Origin of the sequence: Edaphosphingomonas haloaromaticamans (genome assembly GCF_001853345.1) — a bacterium.
Classification (GTDB): domain Bacteria; phylum Pseudomonadota; class Alphaproteobacteria; order Sphingomonadales; family Sphingomonadaceae; genus Sphingomonas_E; species Sphingomonas_E fennica.
The window spans coordinates 708,147-732,434 of record NZ_MIPT01000001.1 but is presented as its reverse complement, the minus strand read 5'-3'; the positions used below and the strand labels follow the sequence as shown (position 1 = coordinate 732,434).

Genomic DNA, 24,288 nt, shown 5'->3' with positions numbered 1-24,288 from the left:
CAGGAGCCGTCCGATGTCGCGCAATGCAAAGATCGCGGGTGTCGCCGCGCTCGGCGGCATCATGCTGGCCGTGGCGGTGGTGGCCTCACGCGAACCGCAGGGCCTGCCGCGCGAAGCGGTCCTGCCCGCCCGTGAGCAGGGCGAGCAGCAGAAGCGGCTGGCGCGCGAACTGGAGCGCTGCGCCACGCTCACCATGCCGGACTCCGGGTGCGAGCAGGCATGGGCGGAGAAGCGCCGCCGTTTCTTCGGCAAGGATGCCGACGCGCCCGCGCCGGGCGAGCATCCTGCGCTTCCCGCCGCATATGACAGCACGAACGATGACAGCGACGGCAACCGGGCGAATGAGGCGATCCGGCCGGAGCTTCCCGGCCCCTTTGTTCCCGCCGATCAGGCCGGGAGCGGCACGCGATGAGCGACACCGGGATCGTCGATACCTTCCTCGACACCTTCACCACCTATATCGATTCGGGCTTCGGCCTCCTGGGCGGCGAGGTCGGATTCCTGTCCTCGACCCTGATCGCGATCGACGTGACCATCGCCGGGCTGTTCTGGGCCTGGGGCGCCGACGAGGACGTGATCCAGCGGCTGGTCAAGAAGACCCTCTATATCGGCGCCTTCGCCTTCATTATCGGTAATTTCCAGACGCTGGCGACGATCCTGTTCGAGAGCTTCGCGGGGCTGGGCCTCAAGGCGAGTGGTGATGCGCTCAGCCTCGCGGAGTTCATGAAGCCCGGCAGCATCGCGGCCAAGGGGCTCGACGCCGCCCAGCCGCTGATCGACGCGATGGAAGCCTACAACAGCCTCTGGTCTGTGTTCGCCAATGTCGCGATCATCGCCGTGCTGCTGCTGGCCTACCTTATCGTCGTCCTCGCCTTCTTCATCATCGCCATCCAGGTCTTCATCACCCTGATCGAGTTCAAGCTGGTGACGCTGGCCGGATTCGTCCTGCTGCCCTTCGCCTTCTGGAACCGCACCGCGTTCATGGCCGAGAAGGTGCTTGGTCATATCGTCTCTTCCGGCATCAAGGTGCTGATGCTCGCGGTCATCACCGGGATCGGCACCACGCTGTTCAGCACGTTCACGGCGACGGTCGGTCCCGAGCCAGATGCGCGGGAAGTGCTGGCGATCGCGCTCGGCGCGCTGTCGTTGCTCGGCCTGTCGATCTTCGCCCCCGGCATCGCCAACGGCATCGTCTCGGGCGGCCCGCAGCTCGGCGCGGGCGCGGCGGCCGGCACCGTGCTGGCGGCGGGCGGCGCGCTGGTCGGTGGCGCCGCGGCCGCGAAGCTGGGTGTGGGCGCCGCCGCCTCGACTATCGGCGCGACGGGCCGGATGACGGGCGCCGCCGCGCGTGGCGGCGCGCGCATGGCAGGCGGCGCGGCGGGCGCCTACAGCGTCGGCGCGCTCGGCAAGAGCGGCGCGGGCGCTGTCGCGGGCGGCATGGCCGCTGTCGGGCAGACGGCGGCGAGCGGGGCCGTCAATGCCGCGCTCTCGCCGCTGCGCCGGATGGCCGGCAAGGCGAGCGCATCCATGAAGGACAACTTCCGCACGGGCGCCCGCGCCGGGCTGGGCGTCGCGCCCGCATCGGGCAGCCCCGCGCCAGCGGCATCGCCGGCAGCCCCGGCTTCCGGCCCGCCCGCATGGGCATCGGCCATGAAGCAGCGCCAGTCCGCAACCCACGGCGCGACCGTCCTCGCTCACACCATGAAGGCGGGCGACAGCCACGGCGGGGGCGGCGGTCCCGACATCAAGGAAAGAGAGTAGCGCCCATGTTCCGACGTCCCACCATCCGCTACAGCCAGACCCCCGAACCCGCGACGCCCTACCAGCGCGCCGCGCAGGTCTGGGACGACCGCATCGGTTCCTCCCGCGTGCAGGCGCGTAACTGGCGGCTTGCCTTTTTCGGCGCGCTTGCCTTGTCGGGCGGACTCACCGCAGGCCTCGTCTGGCAATCCGCCCGCGGCCATATCGTGCCCTGGGTTGTCCAGGTCGACCGGCTCGGCGAGGCGCAGGCGGTCGCGCCCGCTGAATCCGGCTACCGTCCGACCGATCCGCAGATCGCGTTCCATCTCGCCCGCTTCATCGAGCAGGTCCGCGCGATCCCTGCCGATCCGGTGATCGTGCGCCAGAACTGGCTGCGCGCCTACGACTTCACCACCGACAAGGGCGCGCTCGCGCTCAATGACTATGCCCGCGCCAACGACCCGTTCGCTCAGGTTGGCAAGGTCCAAGTCGCGGTGGACGTGTCGAGCGTGATCCGGGCATCGGGCGACAGCTTCCGCGTCGCATGGACCGAGCGGCGCTATCAGGACGGCAGCCTCGCCGAGACGACGCGCTGGTCGGCGATCCTCACCGTCGTCGTGCAGCCGCCGCGCACCCCCGATGCGCTGCGCAAGAACCCGCTCGGCCTGTTCGTCAACGCCATCAACTGGAGCAAGGAGTTGTCGCAATGACCTGGCAATCCGCCCGCCATGCCGCCAGCGCGGCAATGCTGCTTTCCGCAACCGCGCTTGCCGGCTGCGCCACCACATCGGCAAAGCCGCCGGCCATCGCCTATGACGATCCGCCGCGCGAGATCGCCGCGACGCCGGCCGCGCAGCCGCCGCGCGCCGTCGAAGTGGTGACGATCCCCGAGCCCCTGCCGCTGCCCGGCCAGTTGAAGCCGGTCGGGACCGGCGCGCGGCCGTCCGAGCCCGCCGATCCGCGCAGCCGCGTCGGCGCGGCCAATGCCGCCGCCCGCGTGCAGCCTGTGCGCGACGGCTTCCTTAATGCGATCCAGCAATATCCGTGGACGGACGGGGCGCTCTATCAGGTCTACGCCGCGCCCGGCCAGGTGACGGACATCGCCTTGCAGGAAGGCGAGCAGCTCGTGGGACCGGGGCCGGTCGCGGCCGGCGACACCGTGCGCTGGATCATCGGCGACACGGTGAGCGGCAGCGGCCCGACCGCGCGCGTGCATATCCTCGCGAAGCCCACCCGGCCCGACATTTCCACGAATCTCGTCATCAATACCGACCGCCGCACCTACCACATCGAACTGCGCGCGACGGCCTCGACTTACATGGCGTCGGTCTCCTGGACCTATCCGCAGGACCAGCTCATCGCCCTGCGCGGCGCCAATGCCGCCGCAGCGTCCGCCGCGCCGGTCGCCACCGGCATCGACATCGCGGCGCTCAATTTCCGCTATCGGATCGCGGGCGACCGTGTGCCGTGGAAGCCGGTGCGCGCTTTCGACGATTCTTCCCAGGTGTTCATCGAATTCCCGGCCGGGATCTCGCAGGGCGAGATGCCGCCCTTGTTCGTGACCGGCCCGGCCGGCGATGCCGAGCTGGTCAATTACCGCGTGCAGGGCCGCTACATGGTGGTGGACCGGCTGTTCGCCAGCGCGGAACTGCGCCTCGGCGACAAGCGCACCGAGCGGCGCGTCCGCATCGTGCGCGACGGCGCGGAACCGCGCCGCAGGGGGCGGTGATGACCGATCCCGCCGATACGCGCGTCCAGCCGGTGCCGCAGGCATCCCCGCAACCCGCATCCGCGAATCCCGCCGCCTTCCAGCTTCGCGGGCCGACACCACGTGTCATGCGCCTGTCGAGGAAGGCGCTGGCCACGCTCGGCGTCGTCGCTGGGCTCGGTATCGGCGGCTCGCTGATCTATGCGCTCAAGCCGCCGGGCGAAAGGCAAGCGGAGGAACTCTATAGCACCGACAGCCGCGCCGCGTCCGAAACCATCACATCGGGGCCGAAGGACTATGGCCAGGTCCCGAAGCTCGGGAAGCCGCTCCCCGGCGATCTCGGCGGGCCAATCGTCGCGGCGCGGGAGCGCGGGGAGAATGTGCCCGTGCCCCCGGTCGGCACGCAGCCCGATCCGCGCGTCCAGGCCGCCGAAGCCGCGCGCCAGCGCATCGCGCAGGAACGCGACGCCGCCCGCACCAGCACTATGTTCCTCGGCGGCAGCGGCGCCGGGGCCGCTGCGATGCCGTCTCTGCCGAACCTCGCAATTGCAGCGCCGGACGCTGCTGCTCCGCAGCCTGCCGAGACAGTGCAGGGCGACCAGGCTGGAAAGCGCGCCTTCATGGCACAGGCAGCCAATCAGCGCATTGTTAGCGCCGAGCGGCTGACAGCGCCCGCATCGCCCAACATCGTGCAGGCCGGCAGCATCATCCCCGCCGCGCTCATCACCGGCATCCGCTCAGACTTGCCCGGTCAGATCACCGCCCAGGTGACGCAGAACGTCTATGACAGCATCACCGGGCGTGTACTGCTCATTCCGCAGGGTGCGCGGCTGATCGGCGAATATGACAGCGAGGTCGCCGCGGGGCAGACCCGCGTGCTGCTCGCCTGGGACCGGCTGATATTGCCGGATGGCCGCTCGATCGTTCTCGAGCGCCAGCCCGGTGCCGATGCGGCCGGCTATGCCGGCTTACAGGATCGCGTGAACCAGCATTGGGGGAACCTGCTCAAGGCGGCCGCCGTCTCGACCCTGCTCGGCGTCGGCGCCGAGTTGGGCGCCGATAGCGAGGATGACCTGACCCGCGCGCTGCGCCGCGGCTCGCAGGACACCATCAACCAGACCGGCCAGCAGATCGTGCGGCGGCAGCTCAATGTCCAGCCGACGCTCACCATCGGGCCGGGGCATCCGCTCAGGATCGTCCTGACCCGCGACCTTGTATTGGAGCCCGTTGGAGGCGCACGATGACGAAACTGAAGCTGGGGCCGATCCCCGAGGACAAGCCCGTCAAACTCGCCGTGGAACTGCCCGCGCCGCTGTTCGAGGATTTGCGGCGCTACGGCGAGATTTTAGGCGAGGGCAGCCCGATCCCGCCCGCTCGGCTGATCGCGCCGATGCTGGAGCGGTTCATGGCCACCGACCGGGCCTTTCGCCGGCACCGCGCGCAGGGGAACTGAAGGCCGCGCCAATCCGGCCTCAATTTCCGAAGAACCGCTTGTGCCGCGCCCTGCCGTCTGCCTCGGTGACGGCCATCTCGGCATTGAAGCATTCGTCGCCGCGAACCGAGCCTTTCGCGCACTGCGTCAGAACCTGCCGGGCTTCGTCTAGATGCGCCGCGAAATATTGCTTGCCGCGCGGCTCCGCGGGCGCGGCGGCGGCGGGCGGCGGACTGGCTACCGCTGCTGTCGGCTCGACCGGCGCGATCACCGGGCGCAGGATGAAACCTGCCCCAAACCCGATGACTAGCGTCACCAGCGCGATGATGAGTGTTTTGCCTTGTGTCATGACGGTTCCTTTCCCAAAGGTGGTCAAATCAGGCTGTCTGCTCGTTGCGATAGCGCCTGTTAACGTCGTATGTCCGTGGCGCCGTCGCGAATCACGGCGAGCTATCTCGACCTCATGGAATATCGAAGGGCAGCGCATAGCGGTCGCGCACGAAGGCGAGGAACCGCCGCAACGCAGGATTGCAGTTGTCCTCCCGCCAGTAGCCGGAATAATGGACGAACGCCGGTCCCTGCTCGCCCAGGACGGGACGATAAACGACGTCGGGATAGCGCGCGCCCGTCGCGCCCTCGCAAACGATCGAGACGCCCAGGCCGCCGCCCAGCACGCTCAGGATCGCCTCGCGGCTCGCCTGGTACATCCTGATGTCGGGAGGCTCGCCCGCCACCATCAGCCGGCCGAGCAGCAGATCGCGGATTTCAGGGCCGGGATCGGCGGCGGGTAGCAGGAAGCGCTCTCGCCGCAGATCGGTCCAATGGACGGCATCGTGGGCGGCAAGTGAATGATCGGCCGGAATGGCGACCATCAGGCGCTCGTTCCAGAAGGCCGCGCGCCGGAGATCGGCATGGCTCGCTTCGCCGATGAGGATGGCGATGTCGATCTCGCCTGTGTCGAGACCCGCGAGCAACGCGCTCCGGTCGGCTTCCACGCCGTCCATTTCGACATCGGGATGGCCCGCCCGCCAGCCCATCATCGTCGCGCGCAGATGGCCAGCCGAGATCGCGCTGTTGTGGCCAATCATGAGGCCGCCAGCGCGACCCTGGCCCGCTGCCCGCATCGTTGCTACTATCTTCTCTGCGCTCGCCACCATCGGTCGCGCCGCGCGGATGAACTGCGCACCGGCAAGCGTCAAGCTAACGCCGCCTTGCGAGCGGTTGAAAATCCGGCCACCGACCACGCGCTCCAGCTTCAGGATGGCTCGGCTCAGAGTTGATTGCTCGACGTCTAATGCTCGGGATGCGCGATAGAAGCTGCCGTGATCGGCGGCTGCAATTGCGTAGCGAAGCTGGCGGATGTCGAACGGCACGAGTATCTCAAGAAATGCAGTGATTGAGAGTGGCTGCTATATGGCGATCGCAGGGATGAGAGCGCCCGATGGGAGCCAACGGGCGCGACGAGGGCGTGTTTGCGCCCGCCGTTGTGGCGGCCGCCGAACGGCGAAATGAAAGTTGCGCGCGCCCCCGGCCTCGAACAGCGCCCGTTTGGCCGAGAAGTGGAGCGGTACATTGACCATAAGACCGTTTGCGGACATCGATTTGTAGGTCTTGAGTCCGTGGATGGTGAGCGTACCTTGATCACGTTGTGGTCGATCTACCGTAGAGTGGCGTCTTCCTTCATCGTCGTTGTATGATCGCGCGCGATGAACTCTGCGGGCACTGGAGAGGATGCCGCCAATCTCTTCCAGTTCAAGAAATTTGTAGGTCGATTTGTGAATGGGGCTTGGATTGATGGGGACGCCATCGAGGAGATCGGTCGTGGCCAGGTCGCGGATCTCCTGCTTGTCGGCGGTATCAACAAAGGACTTCATGGTTTTCTGCCTCTCCCTGGGCGTTGTTCAGTCCGGTGTTGCGACCGCGTAGGCGCGTGCGGCGAGACGCGGCGCAATCAATGCACAGGCGATGAGTTGCAACTGGTGAAACAGCATGACGGGTAGCAGCACGATCCCGACCTGCGCTGCCGGGAACAGCACGCCCGCCATAGGCACGCCGGACGCGAGGCTCTTCTTCGATCCGCAGAACAGCAGCACTACGGCATCCTCGCGCGATAAACCCATGGCACGACCAAGCAGAGTCGTAATCCAAAGGACGATGCCGAGCAGGATCAGGCAGAGGACGGTGAGCAGGGCTAGGCCGCTCGGCGCAATGCGTTGCCAAAGTCCCTCTTTCACCGCTGCGCCGAATGCGGCGTAGACCACCAGCAGGATCGACCCGCGATCCACCCGCCCCAGCCATTGTTTGTTGCGTACAACGAAGCCGCCAATCCACGGCCGCAGCAGATGGCCGAGAACGAACGGCAGCAGGAGCTGGAGCAGGATCCTCTGGACCGACGCCCAGGACACTCCGCCCGTCGTCCCGCCCATCAGTAGCGCGACGAGCGCGGGCGTGGCGATAATGCCGAACAGGTTGGAGAAAGAGGCTGCACAGACTGCCGCAGCAACATTTCCGCGTGCGATGGCGGTAAAGGCGATCGAGGATTGAACCGTGGATGGCAGCAGAGTCAGGAACAGTAGACCGGCGGCGAACGTCGCGGGTACGAAGGGCAGCAGCCGGAACGCCAGTCCGAGCAAGGGGAACAGCAGGAACGTCACGCCGAGGGTTGCGAGATGCAGCCGCCAGTTGCGCATCCCCGTCAGAATTGCTTCGCGTGACAGCTTGCCGCCATGCAGGAAAAACAGCAGCACGATCCCCGCATCCGCGGTGCGATCCGCCACCGTTGCCCAGACTCCGCGTGCGGGAAAAACGCTTGCCAGCAGCACCGTGCCCAGCAGTGCAATGATGAACGGTTCGACAAAAGCAAGAATGCGACGAATCATGCGGCGCCCGCTGCAAAGGCATCGAGCCCGGCAAGCTGGTCGACGATGGCTACATCGTCGAGGAAGCGGATCACCATCAGCTTCCCCTGTAAGTCGAATAGCCATAGGGCGAGACCAGCAGCGGCACATGATAATGGCCGCCGCCCGGCGCGATGCCGAAATCGATCTGCACCAGGTCGAGGAACGGCGGGGCGGGGAGAGAGACGCCGCGTTTCCGGAAATAACCCGCGACATCGAACTCCAGCCGGTAGCGACCGGGCATCAACGGCGCACGTACGAGGCCGGGGCAGCGTCCATCATTGTCGGTGTTTCCTGCGCCGATCGGACCTTCCGGGCCGAGAAGCGTAACGCCCATATCGCGGGCGGGCACGCCATCGGCGGTATCGAGCACATGGGTGGAGAGGGTCGCGCCACTCATGCCGCCGCCCCCGTAGTGTCGCACGGCCAGGTCGCTGTGAACTCGATCTCGTCATAGGCGAGGAAGGCGTCGACCATCGCCGGGGCATCGTCGAGGAACAGCTGGTCGGCGACCCCTCTTGCAAGGCGTGGCAGCGCGTGGCGCAGCCCGGACAGTGCCGATGCCGACAGCCCGATGCTGGCAAGCGCGGAATAGTTGAAGGCGAACAGGCCGTGGAGCAGGTCTGCATCCGCAGGATCGCGCGGCAGCAGTTCGAATGCCGGTCCCAGATAGGGGTGCGCATCGAGCAGCGCATTTCGCTGACCTTCAGGCGGCGTGTAGCGATCGGCCCAGCGCGCGATCCTGGGCGCCAGCGCGGCCAGTTCCGGGCGCAGGCCGGGATCGGAGAGCAGGCCGGTCGACAGCACAAGAAAATCGAAATCGAACGTGCCCAGCGGTGTCGTCACTCGCGCGCCTTCGCCGACCTGCTCCACCGCCAGCCAGGGCGCGCCCAGATGCAGCGCGAAGCCGTCATGCGCCGAGGCTGCTTCGAACATATCGGTCGTCGGTGGCTGGTTCTTGGCGAGGAAATCGGCCATCGCGCGATATTTGTCGGCATTGCTCAGCGCGGGATAGCGCGGTGCCAGGTTGACCCGCTCCATGAAACGGATGGGATTGATGCGCGGTAGCTCGCTGCGCCGCGCGAACACATCCACCTGCGCCGCGCCAGCCTCCAGCGCGGCATTGGCATTGTCGAACGCCGAGGCGCCTATCCCCAGCACACCGATCCTTTTACCCGCGAGCGCGGCATAATCGATCGCTGCGGACGTATGGGCATAGAGATGGGCCGGCAGCGCGGTCTTCACGAAATCGGGCACATGCCATTCGCCGCCGCCCTGGATGCCGGTCGCCAGTACCACCTTGCGCGCCAGCAGCGTTTCGCCGGTTGCCAGCGCCACACGGAACAGAACCGGCTCGACCGGTTCGATTGCCACCACCTTTGCCTCGTTGCGCACCGGAAGGGCGAGCACCCGGCGATACCAGCGCAGATAGTCCATCCACTGCGCCCGCGGGATCTTGCCTAACGCTGTCCAGCTTTCGACGCCGAACTGCGCCTCATACCAGGCCCGAAAGGTCAGGCTGGGAATGCCGAGGTCGATGCTGGTGAGTTGCTTGGGCGTGCGCAACGTGCGCATGCGCGCATAGGTCAGCCACGGTCCCTCCAGCCCTTGCGGATTTTCGTCGAGGATCAGGACATCGTTCACGCGCTCCTGCTGCAGTGCGAACGCGGCTGCCAGCCCGCTTTGTCCGCCGCCGACAATCAGCACGTCATATATATGGCCGCCTGGTCGGTCGCGCGCGATCGTCCAGTCGGGGCCGCGCCACTGGATCAGTTCCAGATCGCGCGCGACACGCGCATCGAGGTCGGCGAGGGTCATTGCATATCCTTCAGGCGCAGGGCGGTGATCTTGCCGATCTCCGCAATGGCGGTGGCGATTTCTGTGTCGCGGTCGTTGGCGAGGCGGCGTTCCATCGCGGCGAGGATGCCCGCCTTGTCGGTCAGCCGGACGCAGATAATGAAGGGGAAGCGGAAACGAGTCCGATAAGCCGCGTTCAGGTCGTTAAACCGCGCGAACTCCTCAGGCGTCAGCCGATCGAGTCCGGCCGACGCCTGTTCCGCCGCTGACGCATCGGTCAGCGTGCGGTCGATTGCCGTCTTGCCCGCCAGCTCCGGGTGCGCGCGGATCAGCGCCAGACGTTCCTCATCGGTCGCTTCCGCCACCACCGCCATCAGGTCCGCATGGCGGTCGCCGGACGAGGCCCGTGCGTCGGCGCGCTGCTCCACCCAGGGGGAATGCTCGAACAATGCCTGATGGTTTGGGGCGCTCAATGCGTGTTGCCCTCAAGGCTGACGTGCGCGGACACGATCTTCCAGCCATCCGGAAACTTCACCCAGCTCTGCGTCTGCCGGCCGCGCCGGTCGGAGCCTTCGCGGAAGAATTCCGCGTCCGCCGTCGCAAACCGGTCGCCATAGACGGTGATCGCCACTTTCCCCAGCTTGCGCTGCGGCGATCCGCCACGCCCCTTGCGGAAATCGCGGATCTCCTCGATGCCATACAGCACTTCGCCGACGCCAAAACGATTGGTGGTCGGCGCATCGTGAAACAGCCGGTCCATCGCCGGGATGTCGTCTTCCATCAGCGCGCGCTCATATTCGTGGGACGCCGCCGTCACTTCGGTGAGAAGCACGGGATCGTCGATCGTCACGTCATCGGTCATTGCCGGGTCGATCATTGCGGGTGAACCTCCAGCCAGTGTCGGGCGATATCGATGCGGCGGGCGATCCAGGCGTCACCGCTGGCGATGACATGGTCGATGAAGCGCGCCAGCGCGCGGGCGCGGCCGGGGCGCCCGGCGATGCGGCCATGCAGCCCGACCGACATCATCCGCCCGCCTTCCCCGCGAAGCTGGTCGAACGTGTCGCGCAGGTAGCGGAAGAACTGCTCGCCCTCGGTGAAGCCATTGAGCGCCACGAACTTCATGTCGTTGGCGTCCAGAGTGTAGGGCACGATCAACTGGCCGCGATAATAATAGGGCAGATCGTCGGCATAGCTGTCGGCATCATAGGCGAAGCCGCCTTCCTCCCGCACCAGCCGCGCGGTGTTGGGCGAGGTGCGCCCCTGATACCAGCCGAGTGGGCGCTGGCCAGTGAGCTTCGTATGGAGCGCGATCGCCTCGGCAATATGCGCGCGTTCCACTTCCTCGGGCACGTCCTGATAGTCGATCCAGCGCAGGCCATGGCTGGCGATTTCCCAGTCTGCGGCCAGCATCGCCTCGACCGCCGCCGGGTTGGCCTCCATCGCCTTCGCCACGCCGAATACCGTCACCGGCACGCGGCGTTCGGTCAGCATGCGGTGCAGCCGCCAGAAGCCGGCGCGGCTGCCATATTCGTAGAGGCTCTCCATCGCCATCGCGCGCGCGGAGTGGCGCGCGGCGCCGACCATTTCGGACAGGAAACCTTCCGACAGCGCGTCGCCGTTGAGGACGCTGTTTTCAGCGCCTTCCTCATAATTGACGACGATGTTGACTGCGACGCGCGCGCCCGCAGGCCAGCGGGCTTGTGGAGGCGTGGCACCATAGCCGACGAGATCGCGCGCGCTCATGGCGCCGCCTCCCACGCGGCCAGCGCCGCCGGCACCGCCTCGCCCACCAGGCAGGAATAGCCTTCCGCGCGCAGCACCGCCTCCAGCGCGCCCAGCGTCAGCAGCACCTTGTGCTTGCGCGCATTGTAGCCCATCGCGCCGAAGCGCCACATCTTGCCGGCGAGACGGCCGAAGGCGGTGCCGATCTCGATCTCGAAATCCTCCCGCATCCGGCGGCGCACGGTCTCGCCATCGATGCCGTCAGGAATGCTGGCGGCAGTGACGTTGGGCATGCGGTAACGATCGTCGCCGAACACCGGCAGCCCCAGCGCGCGCAGCCCCGCCGTCATCGCCGCACCCGCCCGGCGATGGCGCAGGTAACGGGCCTCCAGCCCTTCCTCGAGCATCAGCCGGGCGCATTCGCGCGCGCCGTAGAGCATCGTCGTCGCCTCTGTATGGTGGTTGAGGCGCTTCTCGCTCCAATAATCCATGATCATCGCGAGATCGAAATAGTTGGAGCCGATGCGCACGCCCTCGCCATCGTCGATGTCGTCGCGGCGGATTCCCTGTTCGACATGTTTGCGGCGCTGAATGTGCGCCGCCGCGCGATCCGAGATGGTGATCGGTGCCGAGCCGGAGGGACCGCCGAGGCATTTCTGCAAGCCGCCGGTGACGATATCGACACCCCAGCGATCGGCGGCGATCTCCATGCCGCCGATGGTCGCGGTGGCATCGACATAGGAAAGCGCGCCTGCGTCAGCGCAGAGCCGGCCCAGCCCGTCGAGCGGCTGCGCCATCGTCGTCGATGTGTCGCCATGGACGGTCGCCACCAGCTTCGGTCCCGTGCGGGCAATCGCATCGGCGATGGCGCCGAGCGGCACCACCTCGCCCCACGGCGCGTCCACGGTCTCGATCCGCGCGCCGATGCGGCCGAGGATTTCGGTGAGGAGCAGCCCGAAGCGCCCGAAATTGGCCACCAGCACCGTGTCGCCTGGCGCCACCATGCTGACCAGCGCCGCCTCGATCCCCGCCCGCGCTGTGCCGTCGACGAGGAAGGTCCAGCGGTTTTGCGTCCCGAACACTGGGCGATAGAGCGCCATGACCTCGTTCATGTACGCGGTCATTTCCGGGTCGAACTGGCCCAGCAGGTCGGCCGACATCGCGCGCAGCACGCGCGGGTGTGCGTTGACGGGGCCTGGTCCCATCAGCAGCCGCTGCGGCGGGTCGATCTCGCCATAGGTCGCAGTCACGAGACGCGTCCTTCCAGTCGTTCGATAAAGCCCAGCATGACCGCCAGCGCGGCGTCGGAATCCGCGGCCTCGACATGTTCGGCTGGGTTGTGACTGATCCCGCCCTTGCAGCGGACGAACAGCATCGCCGTCGGGCACAAAGCCGCCATGACCATCGCGTCATGCCCGGCGCCGGAAACGAGCCGGAAAGGCGCGATGCCCTGTTCCGCCACCGCCGCTTCCAGAAGATCGGTCAGCGCCGGATCGCAAGGAGACGCGGCAAGATCATTGGTCTGCTCGATCGCGATGGCGAGTCCGCGCCGGTCGGCGATCGCGCGGAGCCCGGCGAGGATCGATGCCGCCGCCGCGTCGCGCCGGGCATCGCTCCCGGCGCGTATGTCCAGCGTAAAGACAGCGCGGCCGGGGATGACATTCGGCGCCCCCGGTGCGACCTCGATCCGCCCGACCGTCGCGACAAGATCGGAGGCGTCGTCGCGCGCGATCCGCTCTGCCGCCAGCATCATCTCCGCCGCGCCGGCCAGCGCGTCGCGGCGCAGCGGCATCGTCGTGGTGCCGGCGTGGCCCGCCGTCCCGGTGAGGGTGACGACATAGCGTAGTTGCGCGGCTATGCCGGTGACGATTCCTACCGGTAGACCTTGCGCTTCGAGCGCCGGACCCTGCTCGATATGCGTTTCCAGATAGGCGAGCGCAGGAGCGTGCCGCGCCTCGGCCATGCCGTCCGGCGTAGCGCCGACCGCCTCCAGCGCGTCGGCCAGCGTTACGCCGGCCGCATCCGCCATGTCGGGAACGGGGTCCAGCGTCCCCGCGACCGCGCGGCTGGTCAGCATCGCGGCGGGAAAGCGCGAGCCTTCCTCATCCCCGAAAGCGATCACCTCGATGGGGAAGGGCGGCCGTCGGCCTCCCGCATGGAGCGCGGCCACGGTCTCGATCCCCAGCAGCACGCCCAGCGGTCCGTCGTAGCAGCCGCCGTCGCGCACGCTGTCGATGTGGCTGCCGATGATGAGTGCGGGGCCGTCCTGCGTGCCTTCGTAGCGACCGATGATGTTGGTCGCCGCATCGGTGGAGACGGTCATGCCGGCCTCCGCCATCCATTCCGCCAGTCTTTCCGTTGCGGCGCGCCATGCCGGGGTCAGCCAGCCGCGATAAAGGCGGCCGTCCATGTCGCTATAAGGTGCGACGGCCAGTGCGGTGCACCGTGCCACGGCCCGCGCGCCGCCGGGGGCCGGATCGCTCACCATGCCGCGACGCCACCATCGCTGCGCGGATCGGTCGCCCCTTCCAGCCGTCCGTCGGCATGGCGCACCACGGCGCCGGCATGACCCATCGTCGCGGTCGGCGGCCCGACGCGCTCGACCTGATGCCCGGCCGCCGCCAGCTCCTCATAGAGCGCGTCGGCGAACCCATCCTCGATCTTGAGGCTGGTCGACTGCTCGCCCCAGGTCCGCCCGAGCAGCCAGCGCGGGCCGCTGATCGCCTCCTGCAAATCCACGCCGAAGCGCGCATAACGGCTGAACAGGGCGGCCTGCGTCTGCGGCTGTCCCTCGCCGCCCATCGTGCCATAGGCCATCACCCGTCCATCGGTGAACTTGGCGAGCGCGGGGTTGAGCGTGTGGAACGGCCTGCGTCCAGGCTTCAGGGCGTTCCAGCCGCTTTTTGCCAGCCGGAAGCTCGCGCCCCGGTTCTGCCAGGTGATGCCGGTCCGGGGCAGCACCAGCCCGGAGCCGAACTCGAAATAGGTCGACTGGATGCACGACACGACCTGTCCGCGCGCGTCCGCCGCCCCGAACCAGCAGGTATCGCCCCATTGCGGCGGCGGCGGCCAGGGCAGGGCCGTCGCCGGATCGATCCGCGCCGCCATGGCGTCCAGCGCGGCGCCATCGTCAAGCAGGGCTTGCGGATCGGCTTTCATGAAGGCCGGGTCGCCGCAATGACGGTCGCGCCAGAGAAAGGCCTGCTTGGTCGCCTCCACCAGCCCATGGATATGGGCCAACCCGTCCACCGCTTTTACCTCCAGCCGGTCGAATAGGGCGAGGATCAGCAGCGAAGCGATGCCTTGCGTCGGCGGTGCGCTGTTGAAGAGGGTGCCTTGGCGGATGGCGACATGCAGAGGCGCCGACCGGGTGGCGCGGTGGCGGGCGAGGTCATCGGCGGACACCGGGCTGCCCAGCCCGGCGAGGTCCGCAGCGATGTCGGCGGCCAGCGCGCCGGCATAGAAGCTCTCCGGTCCTTCTTCTGCCAGCCTGTGCAGCGTGGCGGCCAGCGCGGGCTGGCGGATACGGTCGCCCTTCGTCAACGGACGGCCTTCCGGCTCGAAGATTGCGGTGTAGGCGCCGGGCTGGACGCGCAGTTCTGCGCTCTTGGCCGCCGCGATGCCCGCTCCACCAATAGTGACGGCGACGCCCTCGGTCGCATGATGGATGGCGTCGCGCAGCAGCCGGCCGAGCGGCAGGGTGCCGCTGTCGCCTCCAAGCGCCACCGCCCAACCCGAGACGGTGCCCGCGACCGTGTTCGCGGCCAGTGGCCCGCGCCAGGGGATCGCATCCAGCCCGGCATAGAGATCTAGCGTCGCCGCCTTGGCCGCCGCCCCGCAGCCATGGACTCCATGAACATGCCCGTCCGGCTCATGGATCAGCCAGAAGCCGTCGCCGCCGATCCCGGTCATATGCGGATAGACTACAGCCAAGGTTGCAGCGGTGGCGACGCAGGCTTCCACTGCCGTCCCACCGTCGCGCAACACCGATAACCCAGCCTCCGCCGCAAGATAGTGCGGCGCGGTGACGATGCCGTGACTGGACGCTCTGGTGCCGGTCATGTGCTCGCCTCGCCTCGGCTCGGGAGAGCAGTTGTACCGACGCGGCCGCTGCGCTCGAGTATGGCGGCCGCCTGAAAAATCTTCACCTCCCCCCAGGGCGGGCCGATGATCTGCACGCCGATCGGCAGTCCCGGCAGCCGGACCGGAGCAGCGATCACGGGTAACCCGATGAAGCTGATCGGTTGTGTATAGAGGCCGAGATTGGCGCGGACGGGAATCTCACGGCCGGCGATCATGACGGTCGATTCACCGATCCTGGGCGCGGTGCAAGGCGTCGCCGGTGCAAGCAGGACGTCGACCTCGCGAAAGAGGTCTACCGCTTCCCGCATAAATTTCCGGCGCACACGACGCGCCTGAAACGTGAGATTTGCAGGAAGCATCAGACCGGCAAGAAGACGATCGCGTACTGCCGGATCGAAATCCATGGCCCGGTTCTTCAAGCGATTCGCATGCAGGCTTCCGCCAGCCATGCCGGTCAGGCAGAAGGCGGCGGAGCGTGCGGCCTCGGTCCCTTCGAGCACGACCTTCCTGATTTGCGGAAAAGCCGAGGCTACATGGTCGACGGCGGCCAATGCCTCGTCACTCGCGCCTTGGCGGAACCATCCCTCCAGAACCCCCACTTGCAAGTCCGGCAATGACCTTTCCAGCAGCGGCGCGACGAGGTCGCACGGTCGCTCCGCGCAAGCCGGATCCAGGGGATCGGGGCCCTGCAGATGGTCATAGACCACAGCGAGCAGGTTGAGGTCGCGCGCTAACGGACCGATATGATCGAGATCCGCCACGAAGGGAAAGGAGCCTCCGCGCGAAAGCCGGCCATAAGTGGCCTTCAAACCATATATGCCGCATAGGGAGGCCGGTACGCGAATCGACCCGTTGGTATCGGAGCCAAGCGCTGCTGGCACGATTCCTGCCGCGACGGCGGCGGCCGACCCACCTGAAGATCCTCCTGCTATGCGCGTGGGATCGTGGGGATTGCGTGTGGGACCATAATGGGCGTTCTCGGTGCTGAAACCGTAGGCATATTCGTCCATGTTGGTCAGACCGACCAGGTTCGCGCCAGCGTCTGTCAAACGGCCGATCGCCGTGGCGTCTCTCCGCGCGGGCGGATGGTCGAGATTGATCCGTGAACCGGCGAGCGTCGGCCGGCCAGCGACATCGAACAAGTCCTTCGCGGCGAAAGGTAGACCCGCCAAAGGAAAGCGATGAGGCTCAGCGTCGATCCGGGCGGCCATTTCGGTGGCCCGTGTTTCGAGAACGGCGGTGAAGCAATTGAGATGCCGGTCGGCTTCGATATGACAAAGCGCGTCTCTGGCCCAGCTCGAAGCCGTTCCGGCGCTGCGGATTTTTGCGATGATCGAACGTGCGCTCACGGCTGCAGCACTTCCGCAGGATCGAGCAGCGCATCATCACCCTTGGCGACTATCGTGGCGTGGCTCAAAAGGAGAGCGAGGTTAGCCAGAACCCCCGTCATGCACTCCGGCGGTATCGTCAAGTCCAGCAGCCGTGCCGTAGCCAGAACATATTCCGGATGGTTCTCGCGCAACATTTACTCACCCTGACCGCACTCACACCAAGTCGGCAACCGGGTATAGATGTGCCCAAAGTCCTCTCAGCCAAGAAGCTCAACTTCTCGCTCTCATCGATGCCAAAATTAGTGCGGTGGAGGGTTTGACACGCCGCGCCTTCGATTCGGGTTGTATCAGACCCCAACTGGCGGCAGTGGTTTCACTGCCGCACCGCAATACAGGGTATTGGCTCGGAAAACTGAATCCGCTCCATGGGAGCAGACTTTCCTCACTGACGCGACGCCCCGAATTAGTCGCACCAAACTCATAGATCGCTCAATGTGACGTCACATGCACGCCTGACCTCCTGCGGCGTGGCGGGAGCGTCAAGACGAAACAGCGCCAGTTTGCCACGCTCCTTACGAGAAGCGCGGACCGCGTCCTTGACGGCAAAGAATACAGAAATAGCCAGAACGAGCGGCGGCTCTCCGACTTCCTTGGCCGAAAAAATTCCCTGATCATCAGGCGGAATGTTTATGACCGATGGATCGTTGCGTGGGAAAAGATAGACATTCATTTCCAGTGGGATGGTTACATGAGCAGGTATTTTGTACCGCCAGGTGTTTACCGTATTGAGCTTGCCCTCACGGTAGTTCGCGGCGATGGGCTTCGATTGTGTGACCAGTTCTTCTGTCAGAAGGTAACCCACTCCCTGTATGAAAGCGCCTTCGACCTGGCCAATGTCGAGTGCCGGATTGAGGCTCCAGCCCATGTCATAGACGATGTCCGAACTCAGGATTTTCGTCTCACCAGTGAGCACGTCGATTTCGACGACCGAGCAGGCAGCCGAGTAGGTGTAGCCGACGAACTGATTAAGTACCCCGCTCGGATCTGTCGAACTCGGTGTGATCCCTGGGATTTGCGGCTGCTTGTCCGCCGGCTTGAACCCAAGTACCGGCATGTCGAAATCACCTTGCGGAATATCAATGTTAAAGGTAGCGGTCAGGCCCAATCGGTAAACATAGGCTAGATTAACAATATTCTGCCAGATAAGCGCGGGTGCCATATTCGGAGGGCTGACTTCTGCCGCCCAGCCCTGCAAGCCATAATTCCAGAAATCAATGCCATGAGCTTTACACCAATCGTCGCCATTGTCCTTTAGCAATTGATATCCGAAATCCATAAGTCGTTTGCGCAGAATTTCAGCGGTGCGCTTCACTGCTTCGCAGCTGTATGGCGTTCCCGTCGAGGCGCCGCTGCTGGTGGTATTCGGGGTGGTATCCGTCTGCGGGCTCTCGACGTGAATGAGATCAAGAGGAATGTTGAGGACATAGGCAGCCACTTGCTGAACCTGAGTCAGCAGGCCTTGTCCCATTTCGACTCCGCCTTGATGGATCACAATCGAGCCATCCGCCTGGTTCGCAACAATGATGGCGGTGGATTGTTTCAGCTGCTCGAAGTTGTAGCCTGAACCATATTTCACCGGTATCATCGATATGCCGCGCTTCCGCCATTTATTTTTACTATTGAAATCCTCTACATCCGACACCTTTTTGTCGTAGTCGCATTTCTCCTTGAGATAAGCCCAGACCTCCTTGATATAACAGGCTGTGAGTACCTGCCCGTAGGGAGCCATATCTCCTCGAACATAGAAGTTCTTTTCGCGTATTTCTTCCGGACGAATACCAAGCTGAGCGGCCGCATCATCGATCGCGTTTTCGAGGACCGTCTTTCCCTGAATATCTCCGAAGGAGCGCATTGCCGTGTTGGGAGCGGTGTTGGTGCGGCAAACGTCGATCTGGCTTTCGAAATTCGGGATCATGTATGCGTTGTCAATGCGCGTCTGGATGCAATTCGAGACGATATAGGAGCAATCATAATAGGCTCCGCCGTCGGCCCACATAGTGAGATGAAGGCCGCGGATCAGCCCCTTGTTCTTGTTGTCAACCGTACCATCGTCCACGGCGATCTGACATTCGCCATAGAGGGCATGGCGCTTGCCGATGAGGGCCGTGTCCTGATCTCTCGGCACGATCAAACGAACAGGCCGGTTCAATACGCGGGCCGCGACCGCTGTTGGCGCAGCAACAAACCTGGTCTGCTCAGTCTTGCCTCCGAAGCCCCCTCCCAGCAAGGCAGTTTGGATCTTGACCTTGTTATAGTGGCTGCTCAGCGCCATTGCGACAGACTGCTGTATCTCAAGTGGGCTTTGGGTGGAGGAATGCACAACCATGCGCCCTTCGTCCGATGGGATCGCCAGAGCCGCCTGCGTTTCCATGTAAAAATGCGCTTGCCCACCGGTCCGTTGGCTATTCGCAATACGCGTGCAGGATATGCCGCCAACGTCGATATGCTCGGCGACAACTATATCGGGGTGTCGCGGAGCGCCATCTTCGGTGGCCATCCAATCAAATTGGCTGTGTGGTCGGGTAATCTTCCAGACGTGCATCACCCATGGCGCAGTCGCGGGCGAATCCGGGAAGATGCTGCCGCGATCGATGGCATCTTCAAGCGTCAGGACAGGCAAGTTCCAAGGCTGATCCCACTCGGCCTGCGTCACATCCACGCACTGCTCATTGACCAACCGGGTGATTCTTAGCGCTGCCTCTTCTGTTTCTGCAATAAGAAGCCCGAGACATTGGCCGACATATAGAACAATGGCGTCTGCAAATAGCGGTTGATCCAGTCCAATTCCTTGATAGTTGACGCCGTATTTTGGTATGTCGCTATATGATATAATACTAACAAATTCGGGGAACTGTTCTCGTAAATATTCAGAGAGATCATCCATGGTCAGTGTGGCGTCTAGGTCACCAGGCCGCTTAAAAGCGGCCTTGCCCAATGCGGCATTCGCCTGAACCACGCCCGCATAGAGCGTGCGGGGAGGTGGCGCGATCTCCTGTGTATAGTGGGTCTGTCCAGAACATTGAGCCAGAGCGGTACCTTTAATATAGGGTTGGGATACAGGCTTCTTGAAATCCTGAACGGTATAATATTGGCGCCCAGTGCTGCTAGGCCAGTTTCCCCAATATTCGTTTCCAGCCGATTCCAGATGCGGCGGAACCTTCCCGCCTCGTTTAACGAGAGCGTTCAGCATCGCCTTGTAAAACATGCTGACTGCTGACGAGGCTTTGTAATTGTCCGTAAATCCTTCGTCAGGAACATTGGCAAATGCATCTTGCCACTGTGCAAGTGCGGCCCGAACCTCTTCATCGAGTATGCTGCAAAGTTTGCTTATGAGGTCCAGGGAAAGCTCGTTGCCCTGGAGAGCGCTTTCCGTCCTAGACGCACGCCAAGGGAAAGAAGCGATATTGCCGAAGATCAACCTGGCCGTAGCAACATTGAGGCCATCACCAAAAGAGAGGTTGGTAGCCGCGTTAACGATCGCATGGGAATTCACCTCACGAAGCGCCACCTTTTGCGAGAGGACCACCCCATTGTCTTTGCTTAGCGGAACAGAATATGACATTAGAATATAGCGCCGCAGGTTCTGACTCTGTTCCGATGGCGGAGGGTTGGCGACGATCTTCTGCACCATTGCCTCAAGCGTACTGCTCTGCTTGACAGCCTGTGCACTGCCATCCGGCTGCAGGACGATTTCATAATATTCAACCTCCGCGTCGAGCGCGAACAGTGTTGTCACGAAGTCGGACGGAAATGGCGTATCTCCGTGGATGTTATGGAGCACGAGCATTGTATTGCCGCCAATTGTTGCGGCATTGCGGACAATCCGTCCAGCGGTACGACGTGCCATGTAGAGCAATGCTTCAAGAGACGGGTCAATTACCTGTCCAATGCCGGGATAGGTCAGAACATGATCTATGAACTGGCTGTATGTTAACGTCGCCCCGAAATAGAATGAATCTCCTGCAAAACTAGGAGCAATATTGATATCCGATATGCCTCGCAGATCAACTACCGCCGGAGCATCGTCACGGGTAAACCATTGGTCATATATCCCGAAAGATGTTCCCCCATGAATGAAGCGCGGTGGGTTTTTCCACCAATCGTCCTGCCAGAGGACCATCAGTTCTTCTACAGTGGTCGGAGCATGCCAAGCCGGAATGCCGTCGGCACCGTCCGTGGACAACGGGATGACCTTCGGCCACTTGTTCGGAACGGGGATCGAGACGGTGCTACCAAGGGGATCATCGACCGGCGGGTCCTCCAGGCACTGCATTACCGTTTGCGATTCAGGGTCTTCCTCCCAGTCTTTGGCAAAACTTTTCATGCCGGTGAGAATCGGACGATATCCCGTACATCGGCATAGATTTCCGTCGAATATGTCCTCGATCTCTTTCTTGCTCGGTGACGGGTTGGTCCTGATGAACTCGGACATGTTCATCACAAAACCTACGCTGCAATAACCGCACTGACTACCGTTGTTCTTAGCCAGTGCGTGAGCGACGGGATTGGGGTGATCGCTAGCTGCCACCGCTTTTTGCCCTGCAATACTCGCCGAGGCTGTTGCATTCTGCTGTCGGGCAAGTGTGATCGTGTCGAGAAGCGCTGGCGCGATAGGATCGTCTATCCTCGGGCCGGCACGGGAACCTGTCGGATGGTGGAGCAAGTAGCGGCTTGGGTTGGGTGGGATGGAGCCGGTGCCCTCAATGGTGGTGATTGCCAGACCGTTGAGAGAACAGAGCCGCCTGAGACAGGAGTTGATGGCGCGATGCTCCACTCTGCCATCTTGCCCGGCTTGCCCGCCAAATATCGGCGTGGACAAGATAACAGTGCAACCACCACAGCCGCCTTGGCCACATGGCTTCTTCGTTCCGGTAAGCCCCACGTCAGGCGACCGCAGGTAATCAACCAGCAGCGTTTCGGGCGAGGGGTTGGATATCCATATATCTTTCCCGTTTAGAATAAAGTGAAGCTCACCCGACATCTGCCGCTCCTGTTTTGGTAACCCTTCAATGAAGTAGCAACAATCGCGTGGGCCTGCCGGAAATAGCTCTAGCTTGTTCCTGGTTTGAAAAATTACGGCGCTTGCGGACGCGCGAAGTTGGCTCCTCTGAAGGAAATTGTGCCCTCAGAATGTTATTCACCAGCGCCATTTTGCGGCCAGCCTGCTCTATCAATTCGCTCGCTCGGCACCAATTCTGCGCAAGCGGTGGATCGCTTTCTTGCTGTGAGACCGGTAGGGTTTTGGTATCCGAATTCAAGGACGAGGTAGCGTTAGAACTACCGCTGTTCACGAAGCTTTGGCTTAATTTATTCCGATGAGTTCAACGCTCTTACTCGTGCCAATACGATTGGCTCCAGCATCAATCAGCACCTCTGCTTGTGAGCGGTCTCGGATGCCTCCAGAAGCTTTAACGCCCACGGATGGGCCGACGGCGGCGCGCATAAGCGACACATGCTCAGGCGAAGCCCCAGCATGAGAAAATCCAGTGGACGTCTTCACGAAATCGGCGCCGGCCTCGACCGCCCCGTGGCAGGCCGAGGCGATCTCCGCATTTGTCAGCAGGCACGTCTCAAGAATGACCTTGAGGCATACGCCGTGGCAAATCGATTTTAGCAGAGCGATCTCCTGCGTGATCGCTGCAAAATTTCCTTCCTTCGCGGCGGCGATATTGATCACCATATCAACTTCGCGGGCGCCCTGCTGAATGACCCATTCGGTTTCGAACGCCTTGAGGACGCTCGGCACGGCACCGAGCGGAAAACCTACGACCGCGCATGGGAGTACGGTGCTGCCTTGCAGGCTGCTGGCAACCAGCGGGATGTACAGAGGGTTCACGCACACTGCCTTGAAGCCGTGGGTCAGGGCCTCACGGCAATAGTGCTCCACCTCGCTTCCTCTCGCGTCGGGGCGTAAGAGGGTGTGATCGATCATGGCCGCCAGGGCCTCTCGCGTAAGCGACATTCATTCTTCCTGTTGGATCACGGCCCGCCCATGCAGGGCGAGCCGGAACTACGACATGCTTGGTTTACAAAGGGCCTGGGGACTAAGCGGCTATGGCCGGATACAGGTACGCCTTGCCCTTCTCCGCCTTCTTACTGTCCCACCCCGCGAGAATAGCAACGGCCCTGGCGGCAACTTTCGCGCACCTCGCGATCGAAGGAGTGGTGTCCGCGCGCTGCTCCGTGATTCGATTGGCACCGACGGAGCAGATCATGCCGCCCCGGAAACCAAACAACTGAGCGAGCGTGAAAATCGTCGCTGCTTCCATCTCGAAATTGGCGACCTTCGCTTGCCTTAGGTCGTCAATCACATGATCCATGCGAGCCTGCCGGAACCCCCCCGGCATCTGATTCACCTCGCCTGCGTAAAAGCTGTCAACGCTGGCGGAGAGGCCGACATGGTACTTCTCGCCAAGTTCTTCTGCAGCCTGGATCAAGGCCATTACGACTTCGTAGCTAGCGATCGCCGGATAGGATTTGTCGACATAGGCATCGACCGTTCCGGTGAGCCTGAGAGCACCCGTCGAGATGATAAGGTCACCAGGCTCCATCTCCGGTTGTAGCGCCGCGCATGATCCGACGCGGATGAAAGTGTCGGCACCACAGTTCGAAAGCTCGACAATGGCGATGTCGGTGGACGGGCCGCCAACACCATGTGAGCAAGCGCCAATCTCGACGCCATCAATCGTCCCGCGCGCGGTTCGATACTCACGGAAATGAGCGACGTCCTCGTAGCTGTCCCACGCCTTGCCCAGAACCGGTACGCGACCGGGATCGCCCGGGGTGAGGACGTATCGCGGAACATCTCCCGGACGAATCTTCAGATGCATCTGTAGGCCGCCCGGGTGAAGAGGGGAATCGGTAACGCTCATTCTATTGTCCTTTTTTCGATGGCAGGTAATCGGTGGAATAGATGTTCTGGATATCGACCCGTCGCTTCAATCCACCGAATTGCGTCAGAATGTCCTGCGTCTGGCTAATAACACTTGGCTGAAATGCGCAGGTGCCATGGGCGCGCGAGAATTCGGTGTAGATGTAGGCGGCCTGGTGCTTGAGTTGGGCGGCCTGCTGAGCCGGATCGAGTTGAGGGTTCGCGAGCATCAGCGCGCCTACAGTTTCCTGCTGATGGCTATAGGCATAATCGTAACCGCGCACGGTGGCCGCGACGAACCGGCGTACCAGATCGGGGTCGGATTTGAGGATTTGCGGGCGGGTGAAAATGGCCTCGGCGTAACTATTCACCCCATAGTCTGAAGGCAGGATCGCAGACGTGCTGTATCCCATGCGCTCCAGCGCCAGTTGCTGATTCACAGTAAAGCCGGTTCGGGCGTCGACGCTACCGTTTATGAGCAGTTCGGTGCTGGGGGAAACCACCAGATGTATCTTGCTCAGAGTCTGATTCAAAACTATCGGGCCTGATTTCATGCTCTTGCGATGCGGCGAGTAAGGAGCTGGATCGAGGCGATGAACAGCCACGCGGTTGCCGATGCGACGGTCTGCTCGAAGTCCTTGGCG

The 24,288-nt window shown here is 63.6% G+C and carries 24 protein-coding genes and 1 pseudogene; 6 read left to right on the top strand and 19 right to left on the bottom strand.

Features of this window, described 5'->3' with window-relative positions:
* Nucleotides 1-13 precede the first annotated feature (13 nt).
* Genes trbK-alt through BHE75_RS03320 form a run of 6 tightly spaced genes read left to right on the top strand, consistent with a single transcriptional unit; the run spans nt 14 to nt 4,901 of the window.
* Nucleotides 14-412, top strand: a complete 399-nt coding sequence (gene trbK-alt / locus BHE75_RS03345) for a putative entry exclusion protein TrbK-alt (RefSeq protein WP_070932403.1) — start codon at nt 14-16, stop codon at nt 410-412.
* On the top strand, nt 409-1,761 hold the full coding sequence (gene trbL / locus BHE75_RS03340) for a P-type conjugative transfer protein TrbL (protein ID WP_070932401.1): 1,353 nt from the start codon (nt 409-411) through the stop codon (nt 1,759-1,761). The genes trbK-alt and trbL overlap by 4 nt, the downstream gene beginning before the upstream one ends.
* 5 nt (nt 1,762-1,766) lie before the next feature.
* Nucleotides 1,767-2,450, top strand: a complete 684-nt coding sequence (trbF, locus tag BHE75_RS03335; RefSeq protein WP_070932400.1) for a conjugal transfer protein TrbF — start codon at nt 1,767-1,769, stop codon at nt 2,448-2,450.
* Nucleotides 2,447-3,469, top strand: coding sequence for a P-type conjugative transfer protein TrbG (trbG, locus tag BHE75_RS03330; RefSeq protein ID WP_070932398.1), 1,023 nt, complete (start codon nt 2,447-2,449; stop codon nt 3,467-3,469). Before trbF ends, trbG begins: the two co-directional genes overlap by 4 nt.
* Nucleotides 3,469-4,692, top strand: coding sequence for a TrbI/VirB10 family protein (locus BHE75_RS03325; protein WP_070932396.1), 1,224 nt, complete (start codon nt 3,469-3,471; stop codon nt 4,690-4,692). The genes trbG and BHE75_RS03325 overlap by 1 nt, the downstream gene beginning before the upstream one ends.
* Entirely contained in the window at nt 4,689-4,901 is a 213-nt protein-coding gene (locus tag BHE75_RS03320; protein ID WP_070932394.1) for a DUF2274 domain-containing protein, read from the top strand. Before BHE75_RS03325 ends, BHE75_RS03320 begins: the two co-directional genes overlap by 4 nt.
* A gap of 19 nt (nt 4,902-4,920) precedes the next feature.
* On the opposite strand, the gene BHE75_RS03315 is transcribed toward BHE75_RS03320, so the two are convergent.
* From BHE75_RS03315 to BHE75_RS23890, 19 genes and pseudogenes are all read right to left on the bottom strand, one after another.
* Nucleotides 4,921-5,229 carry a hypothetical protein gene (locus BHE75_RS03315; RefSeq protein ID WP_070932392.1) on the bottom strand — a complete coding sequence of 103 codons (309 nt, stop codon included), beginning with the start codon at nt 5,227-5,229 and terminating at the stop codon, nt 4,921-4,923.
* A 112-nt stretch (nt 5,230-5,341) separates the two neighbouring features.
* Nucleotides 5,342-6,253 (bottom strand): LysR family transcriptional regulator, encoded by a 912-nt coding sequence (locus tag BHE75_RS03310; RefSeq protein ID WP_070932390.1) that lies wholly within the window; start codon nt 6,251-6,253, stop codon nt 5,342-5,344.
* A gap of 36 nt (nt 6,254-6,289) precedes the next feature.
* Entirely contained in the window at nt 6,290-6,754 is a 465-nt protein-coding gene (locus BHE75_RS23895) for a hypothetical protein (protein WP_139181626.1), read from the bottom strand.
* 27 nt (nt 6,755-6,781) lie between these two features.
* Nucleotides 6,782-7,759: a bile acid:sodium symporter family protein gene (locus BHE75_RS03305; RefSeq protein WP_070932388.1), complete on the bottom strand. Its 978-nt coding sequence runs from the start codon at nt 7,757-7,759 to the stop codon at nt 6,782-6,784.
* Nucleotides 7,760-7,835: 76 nt separating this feature from the next.
* Nucleotides 7,836-8,177, bottom strand: coding sequence for a hydroxyisourate hydrolase (uraH, locus tag BHE75_RS03300; protein ID WP_070935439.1), 342 nt, complete (start codon nt 8,175-8,177; stop codon nt 7,836-7,838).
* The gene (locus BHE75_RS03295; protein WP_070932386.1) at nt 8,174-9,595 is read right to left on the bottom strand and encodes an NAD(P)-binding domain-containing protein; all 1,422 of its coding nucleotides are present in this window, start codon (nt 9,593-9,595) and stop codon (nt 8,174-8,176) included. Before BHE75_RS03295 ends, uraH begins: the two co-directional genes overlap by 4 nt.
* The gene (gene uraD, locus BHE75_RS03290; RefSeq protein ID WP_254684348.1) at nt 9,592-10,002 is read right to left on the bottom strand and encodes a 2-oxo-4-hydroxy-4-carboxy-5-ureidoimidazoline decarboxylase; all 411 of its coding nucleotides are present in this window, start codon (nt 10,000-10,002) and stop codon (nt 9,592-9,594) included. Before uraD ends, BHE75_RS03295 begins: the two co-directional genes overlap by 4 nt.
* A gap of 41 nt (nt 10,003-10,043) precedes the next feature.
* Nucleotides 10,044-10,424 carry an oxalurate catabolism protein HpxZ gene (gene hpxZ / locus BHE75_RS03285; protein WP_070935437.1) on the bottom strand — a complete coding sequence of 127 codons (381 nt, stop codon included), beginning with the start codon at nt 10,422-10,424 and terminating at the stop codon, nt 10,044-10,046.
* A 23-nt stretch (nt 10,425-10,447) separates the two neighbouring features.
* Nucleotides 10,448-11,320 carry an allantoinase PuuE gene (puuE, locus tag BHE75_RS03280; RefSeq protein WP_070932382.1) on the bottom strand — a complete coding sequence of 291 codons (873 nt, stop codon included), beginning with the start codon at nt 11,318-11,320 and terminating at the stop codon, nt 10,448-10,450.
* A complete protein-coding gene (locus BHE75_RS03275) occupies nt 11,317-12,504 on the bottom strand; it encodes a pyridoxal-phosphate-dependent aminotransferase family protein (protein ID WP_084653437.1) in 1,188 nt (395 codons plus the stop codon). Before BHE75_RS03275 ends, puuE begins: the two co-directional genes overlap by 4 nt.
* Before the next feature lie 41 nt (nt 12,505-12,545).
* Nucleotides 12,546-13,787 (bottom strand): allantoate amidohydrolase, encoded by a 1,242-nt coding sequence (locus BHE75_RS03270; RefSeq protein ID WP_070932379.1) that lies wholly within the window; start codon nt 13,785-13,787, stop codon nt 12,546-12,548.
* A complete protein-coding gene (locus tag BHE75_RS03265) occupies nt 13,781-15,361 on the bottom strand; it encodes a gamma-glutamyltransferase family protein (RefSeq protein ID WP_070932377.1) in 1,581 nt (526 codons plus the stop codon). The genes BHE75_RS03270 and BHE75_RS03265 overlap by 7 nt, the downstream gene beginning before the upstream one ends.
* Nucleotides 15,358-16,731, bottom strand: coding sequence for an AtzE family amidohydrolase (locus BHE75_RS03260; protein WP_070932375.1), 1,374 nt, complete (start codon nt 16,729-16,731; stop codon nt 15,358-15,360). The genes BHE75_RS03265 and BHE75_RS03260 overlap by 4 nt, the downstream gene beginning before the upstream one ends.
* Nucleotides 16,728-16,907, bottom strand: a complete 180-nt coding sequence (locus tag BHE75_RS03255; RefSeq protein WP_070932373.1) for a DUF4089 domain-containing protein — start codon at nt 16,905-16,907, stop codon at nt 16,728-16,730. Before BHE75_RS03255 ends, BHE75_RS03260 begins: the two co-directional genes overlap by 4 nt.
* A gap of 284 nt (nt 16,908-17,191) precedes the next feature.
* A complete protein-coding gene (locus tag BHE75_RS03250; protein ID WP_070932371.1) occupies nt 17,192-21,754 on the bottom strand; it encodes a molybdopterin cofactor-binding domain-containing protein in 4,563 nt (1,520 codons plus the stop codon).
* Nucleotides 21,755-22,075: 321 nt separating this feature from the next.
* Nucleotides 22,076-22,735 (bottom strand): deoxyribose-phosphate aldolase, encoded by a 660-nt coding sequence (gene deoC / locus BHE75_RS03245; RefSeq protein ID WP_070932369.1) that lies wholly within the window; start codon nt 22,733-22,735, stop codon nt 22,076-22,078.
* An 82-nt stretch (nt 22,736-22,817) separates the two neighbouring features.
* Nucleotides 22,818-23,645 carry a nucleoside phosphorylase gene (locus tag BHE75_RS03240; protein WP_070932367.1) on the bottom strand — a complete coding sequence of 276 codons (828 nt, stop codon included), beginning with the start codon at nt 23,643-23,645 and terminating at the stop codon, nt 22,818-22,820.
* A gap of 1 nt (nt 23,646) precedes the next feature.
* Complete coding sequence (locus BHE75_RS03235) at nt 23,647-24,198, bottom strand: ABC transporter substrate-binding protein (RefSeq protein ID WP_084652896.1); 552 nt, start codon at nt 24,196-24,198, stop codon at nt 23,647-23,649.
* A pseudogene (locus BHE75_RS23890) lies at nt 24,195-24,288 on the bottom strand (IS5/IS1182 family transposase); the annotation flags it as partial. The pseudogene BHE75_RS23890 and the gene BHE75_RS03235, both read right to left, overlap by 4 nt.

Excerpts from the sequence above, each read along its gene's own strand:
- BHE75_RS03250 (WP_070932371.1), bottom strand. The coding sequence starts at position 21,754 with ATGTCGGGTGAGCTTCACTTTATTCTAAACGGGAAAGATATATGGATA.
- puuE (WP_070932382.1), bottom strand. The coding sequence starts at position 11,320 with ATGAGCGCGCGCGATCTCGTCGGCTATGGTGCCACGCCTCCACAAGCC.
- uraH (WP_070935439.1), bottom strand. The coding sequence starts at position 8,177 with ATGAGTGGCGCGACCCTCTCCACCCATGTGCTCGATACCGCCGATGGC.
- trbK-alt (WP_070932403.1), top strand. The coding sequence starts at position 14 with ATGTCGCGCAATGCAAAGATCGCGGGTGTCGCCGCGCTCGGCGGCATC.
- BHE75_RS03275 (WP_084653437.1), bottom strand. The coding sequence starts at position 12,504 with ATGGGACCAGGCCCCGTCAACGCACACCCGCGCGTGCTGCGCGCGATG.
- BHE75_RS03315 (WP_070932392.1), bottom strand. The coding sequence starts at position 5,229 with ATGACACAAGGCAAAACACTCATCATCGCGCTGGTGACGCTAGTCATC.
- BHE75_RS03235 (WP_084652896.1), bottom strand. The coding sequence starts at position 24,198 with ATGAAATCAGGCCCGATAGTTTTGAATCAGACTCTGAGCAAGATACAT.
- BHE75_RS03320 (WP_070932394.1), top strand. The coding sequence starts at position 4,689 with ATGACGAAACTGAAGCTGGGGCCGATCCCCGAGGACAAGCCCGTCAAA.
- BHE75_RS03265 (WP_070932377.1), bottom strand. The coding sequence starts at position 15,361 with ATGACCGGCACCAGAGCGTCCAGTCACGGCATCGTCACCGCGCCGCAC.
- deoC (WP_070932369.1), bottom strand. The coding sequence starts at position 22,735 with ATGTCGCTTACGCGAGAGGCCCTGGCGGCCATGATCGATCACACCCTC.
- BHE75_RS03325 (WP_070932396.1), top strand. The coding sequence starts at position 3,469 with ATGACCGATCCCGCCGATACGCGCGTCCAGCCGGTGCCGCAGGCATCC.
- BHE75_RS03270 (WP_070932379.1), bottom strand. The coding sequence starts at position 13,787 with ATGGTGAGCGATCCGGCCCCCGGCGGCGCGCGGGCCGTGGCACGGTGC.
- BHE75_RS03295 (WP_070932386.1), bottom strand. The coding sequence starts at position 9,595 with ATGACCCTCGCCGACCTCGATGCGCGTGTCGCGCGCGATCTGGAACTG.
- trbL (WP_070932401.1), top strand. The coding sequence starts at position 409 with ATGAGCGACACCGGGATCGTCGATACCTTCCTCGACACCTTCACCACC.
- BHE75_RS03255 (WP_070932373.1), bottom strand. The coding sequence starts at position 16,907 with ATGTTGCGCGAGAACCATCCGGAATATGTTCTGGCTACGGCACGGCTG.
- trbG (WP_070932398.1), top strand. The coding sequence starts at position 2,447 with ATGACCTGGCAATCCGCCCGCCATGCCGCCAGCGCGGCAATGCTGCTT.
- BHE75_RS23895 (WP_139181626.1), bottom strand. The coding sequence starts at position 6,754 with ATGAAGTCCTTTGTTGATACCGCCGACAAGCAGGAGATCCGCGACCTG.
- BHE75_RS03240 (WP_070932367.1), bottom strand. The coding sequence starts at position 23,645 with ATGAGCGTTACCGATTCCCCTCTTCACCCGGGCGGCCTACAGATGCAT.
- BHE75_RS03305 (WP_070932388.1), bottom strand. The coding sequence starts at position 7,759 with ATGATTCGTCGCATTCTTGCTTTTGTCGAACCGTTCATCATTGCACTG.
- trbF (WP_070932400.1), top strand. The coding sequence starts at position 1,767 with ATGTTCCGACGTCCCACCATCCGCTACAGCCAGACCCCCGAACCCGCG.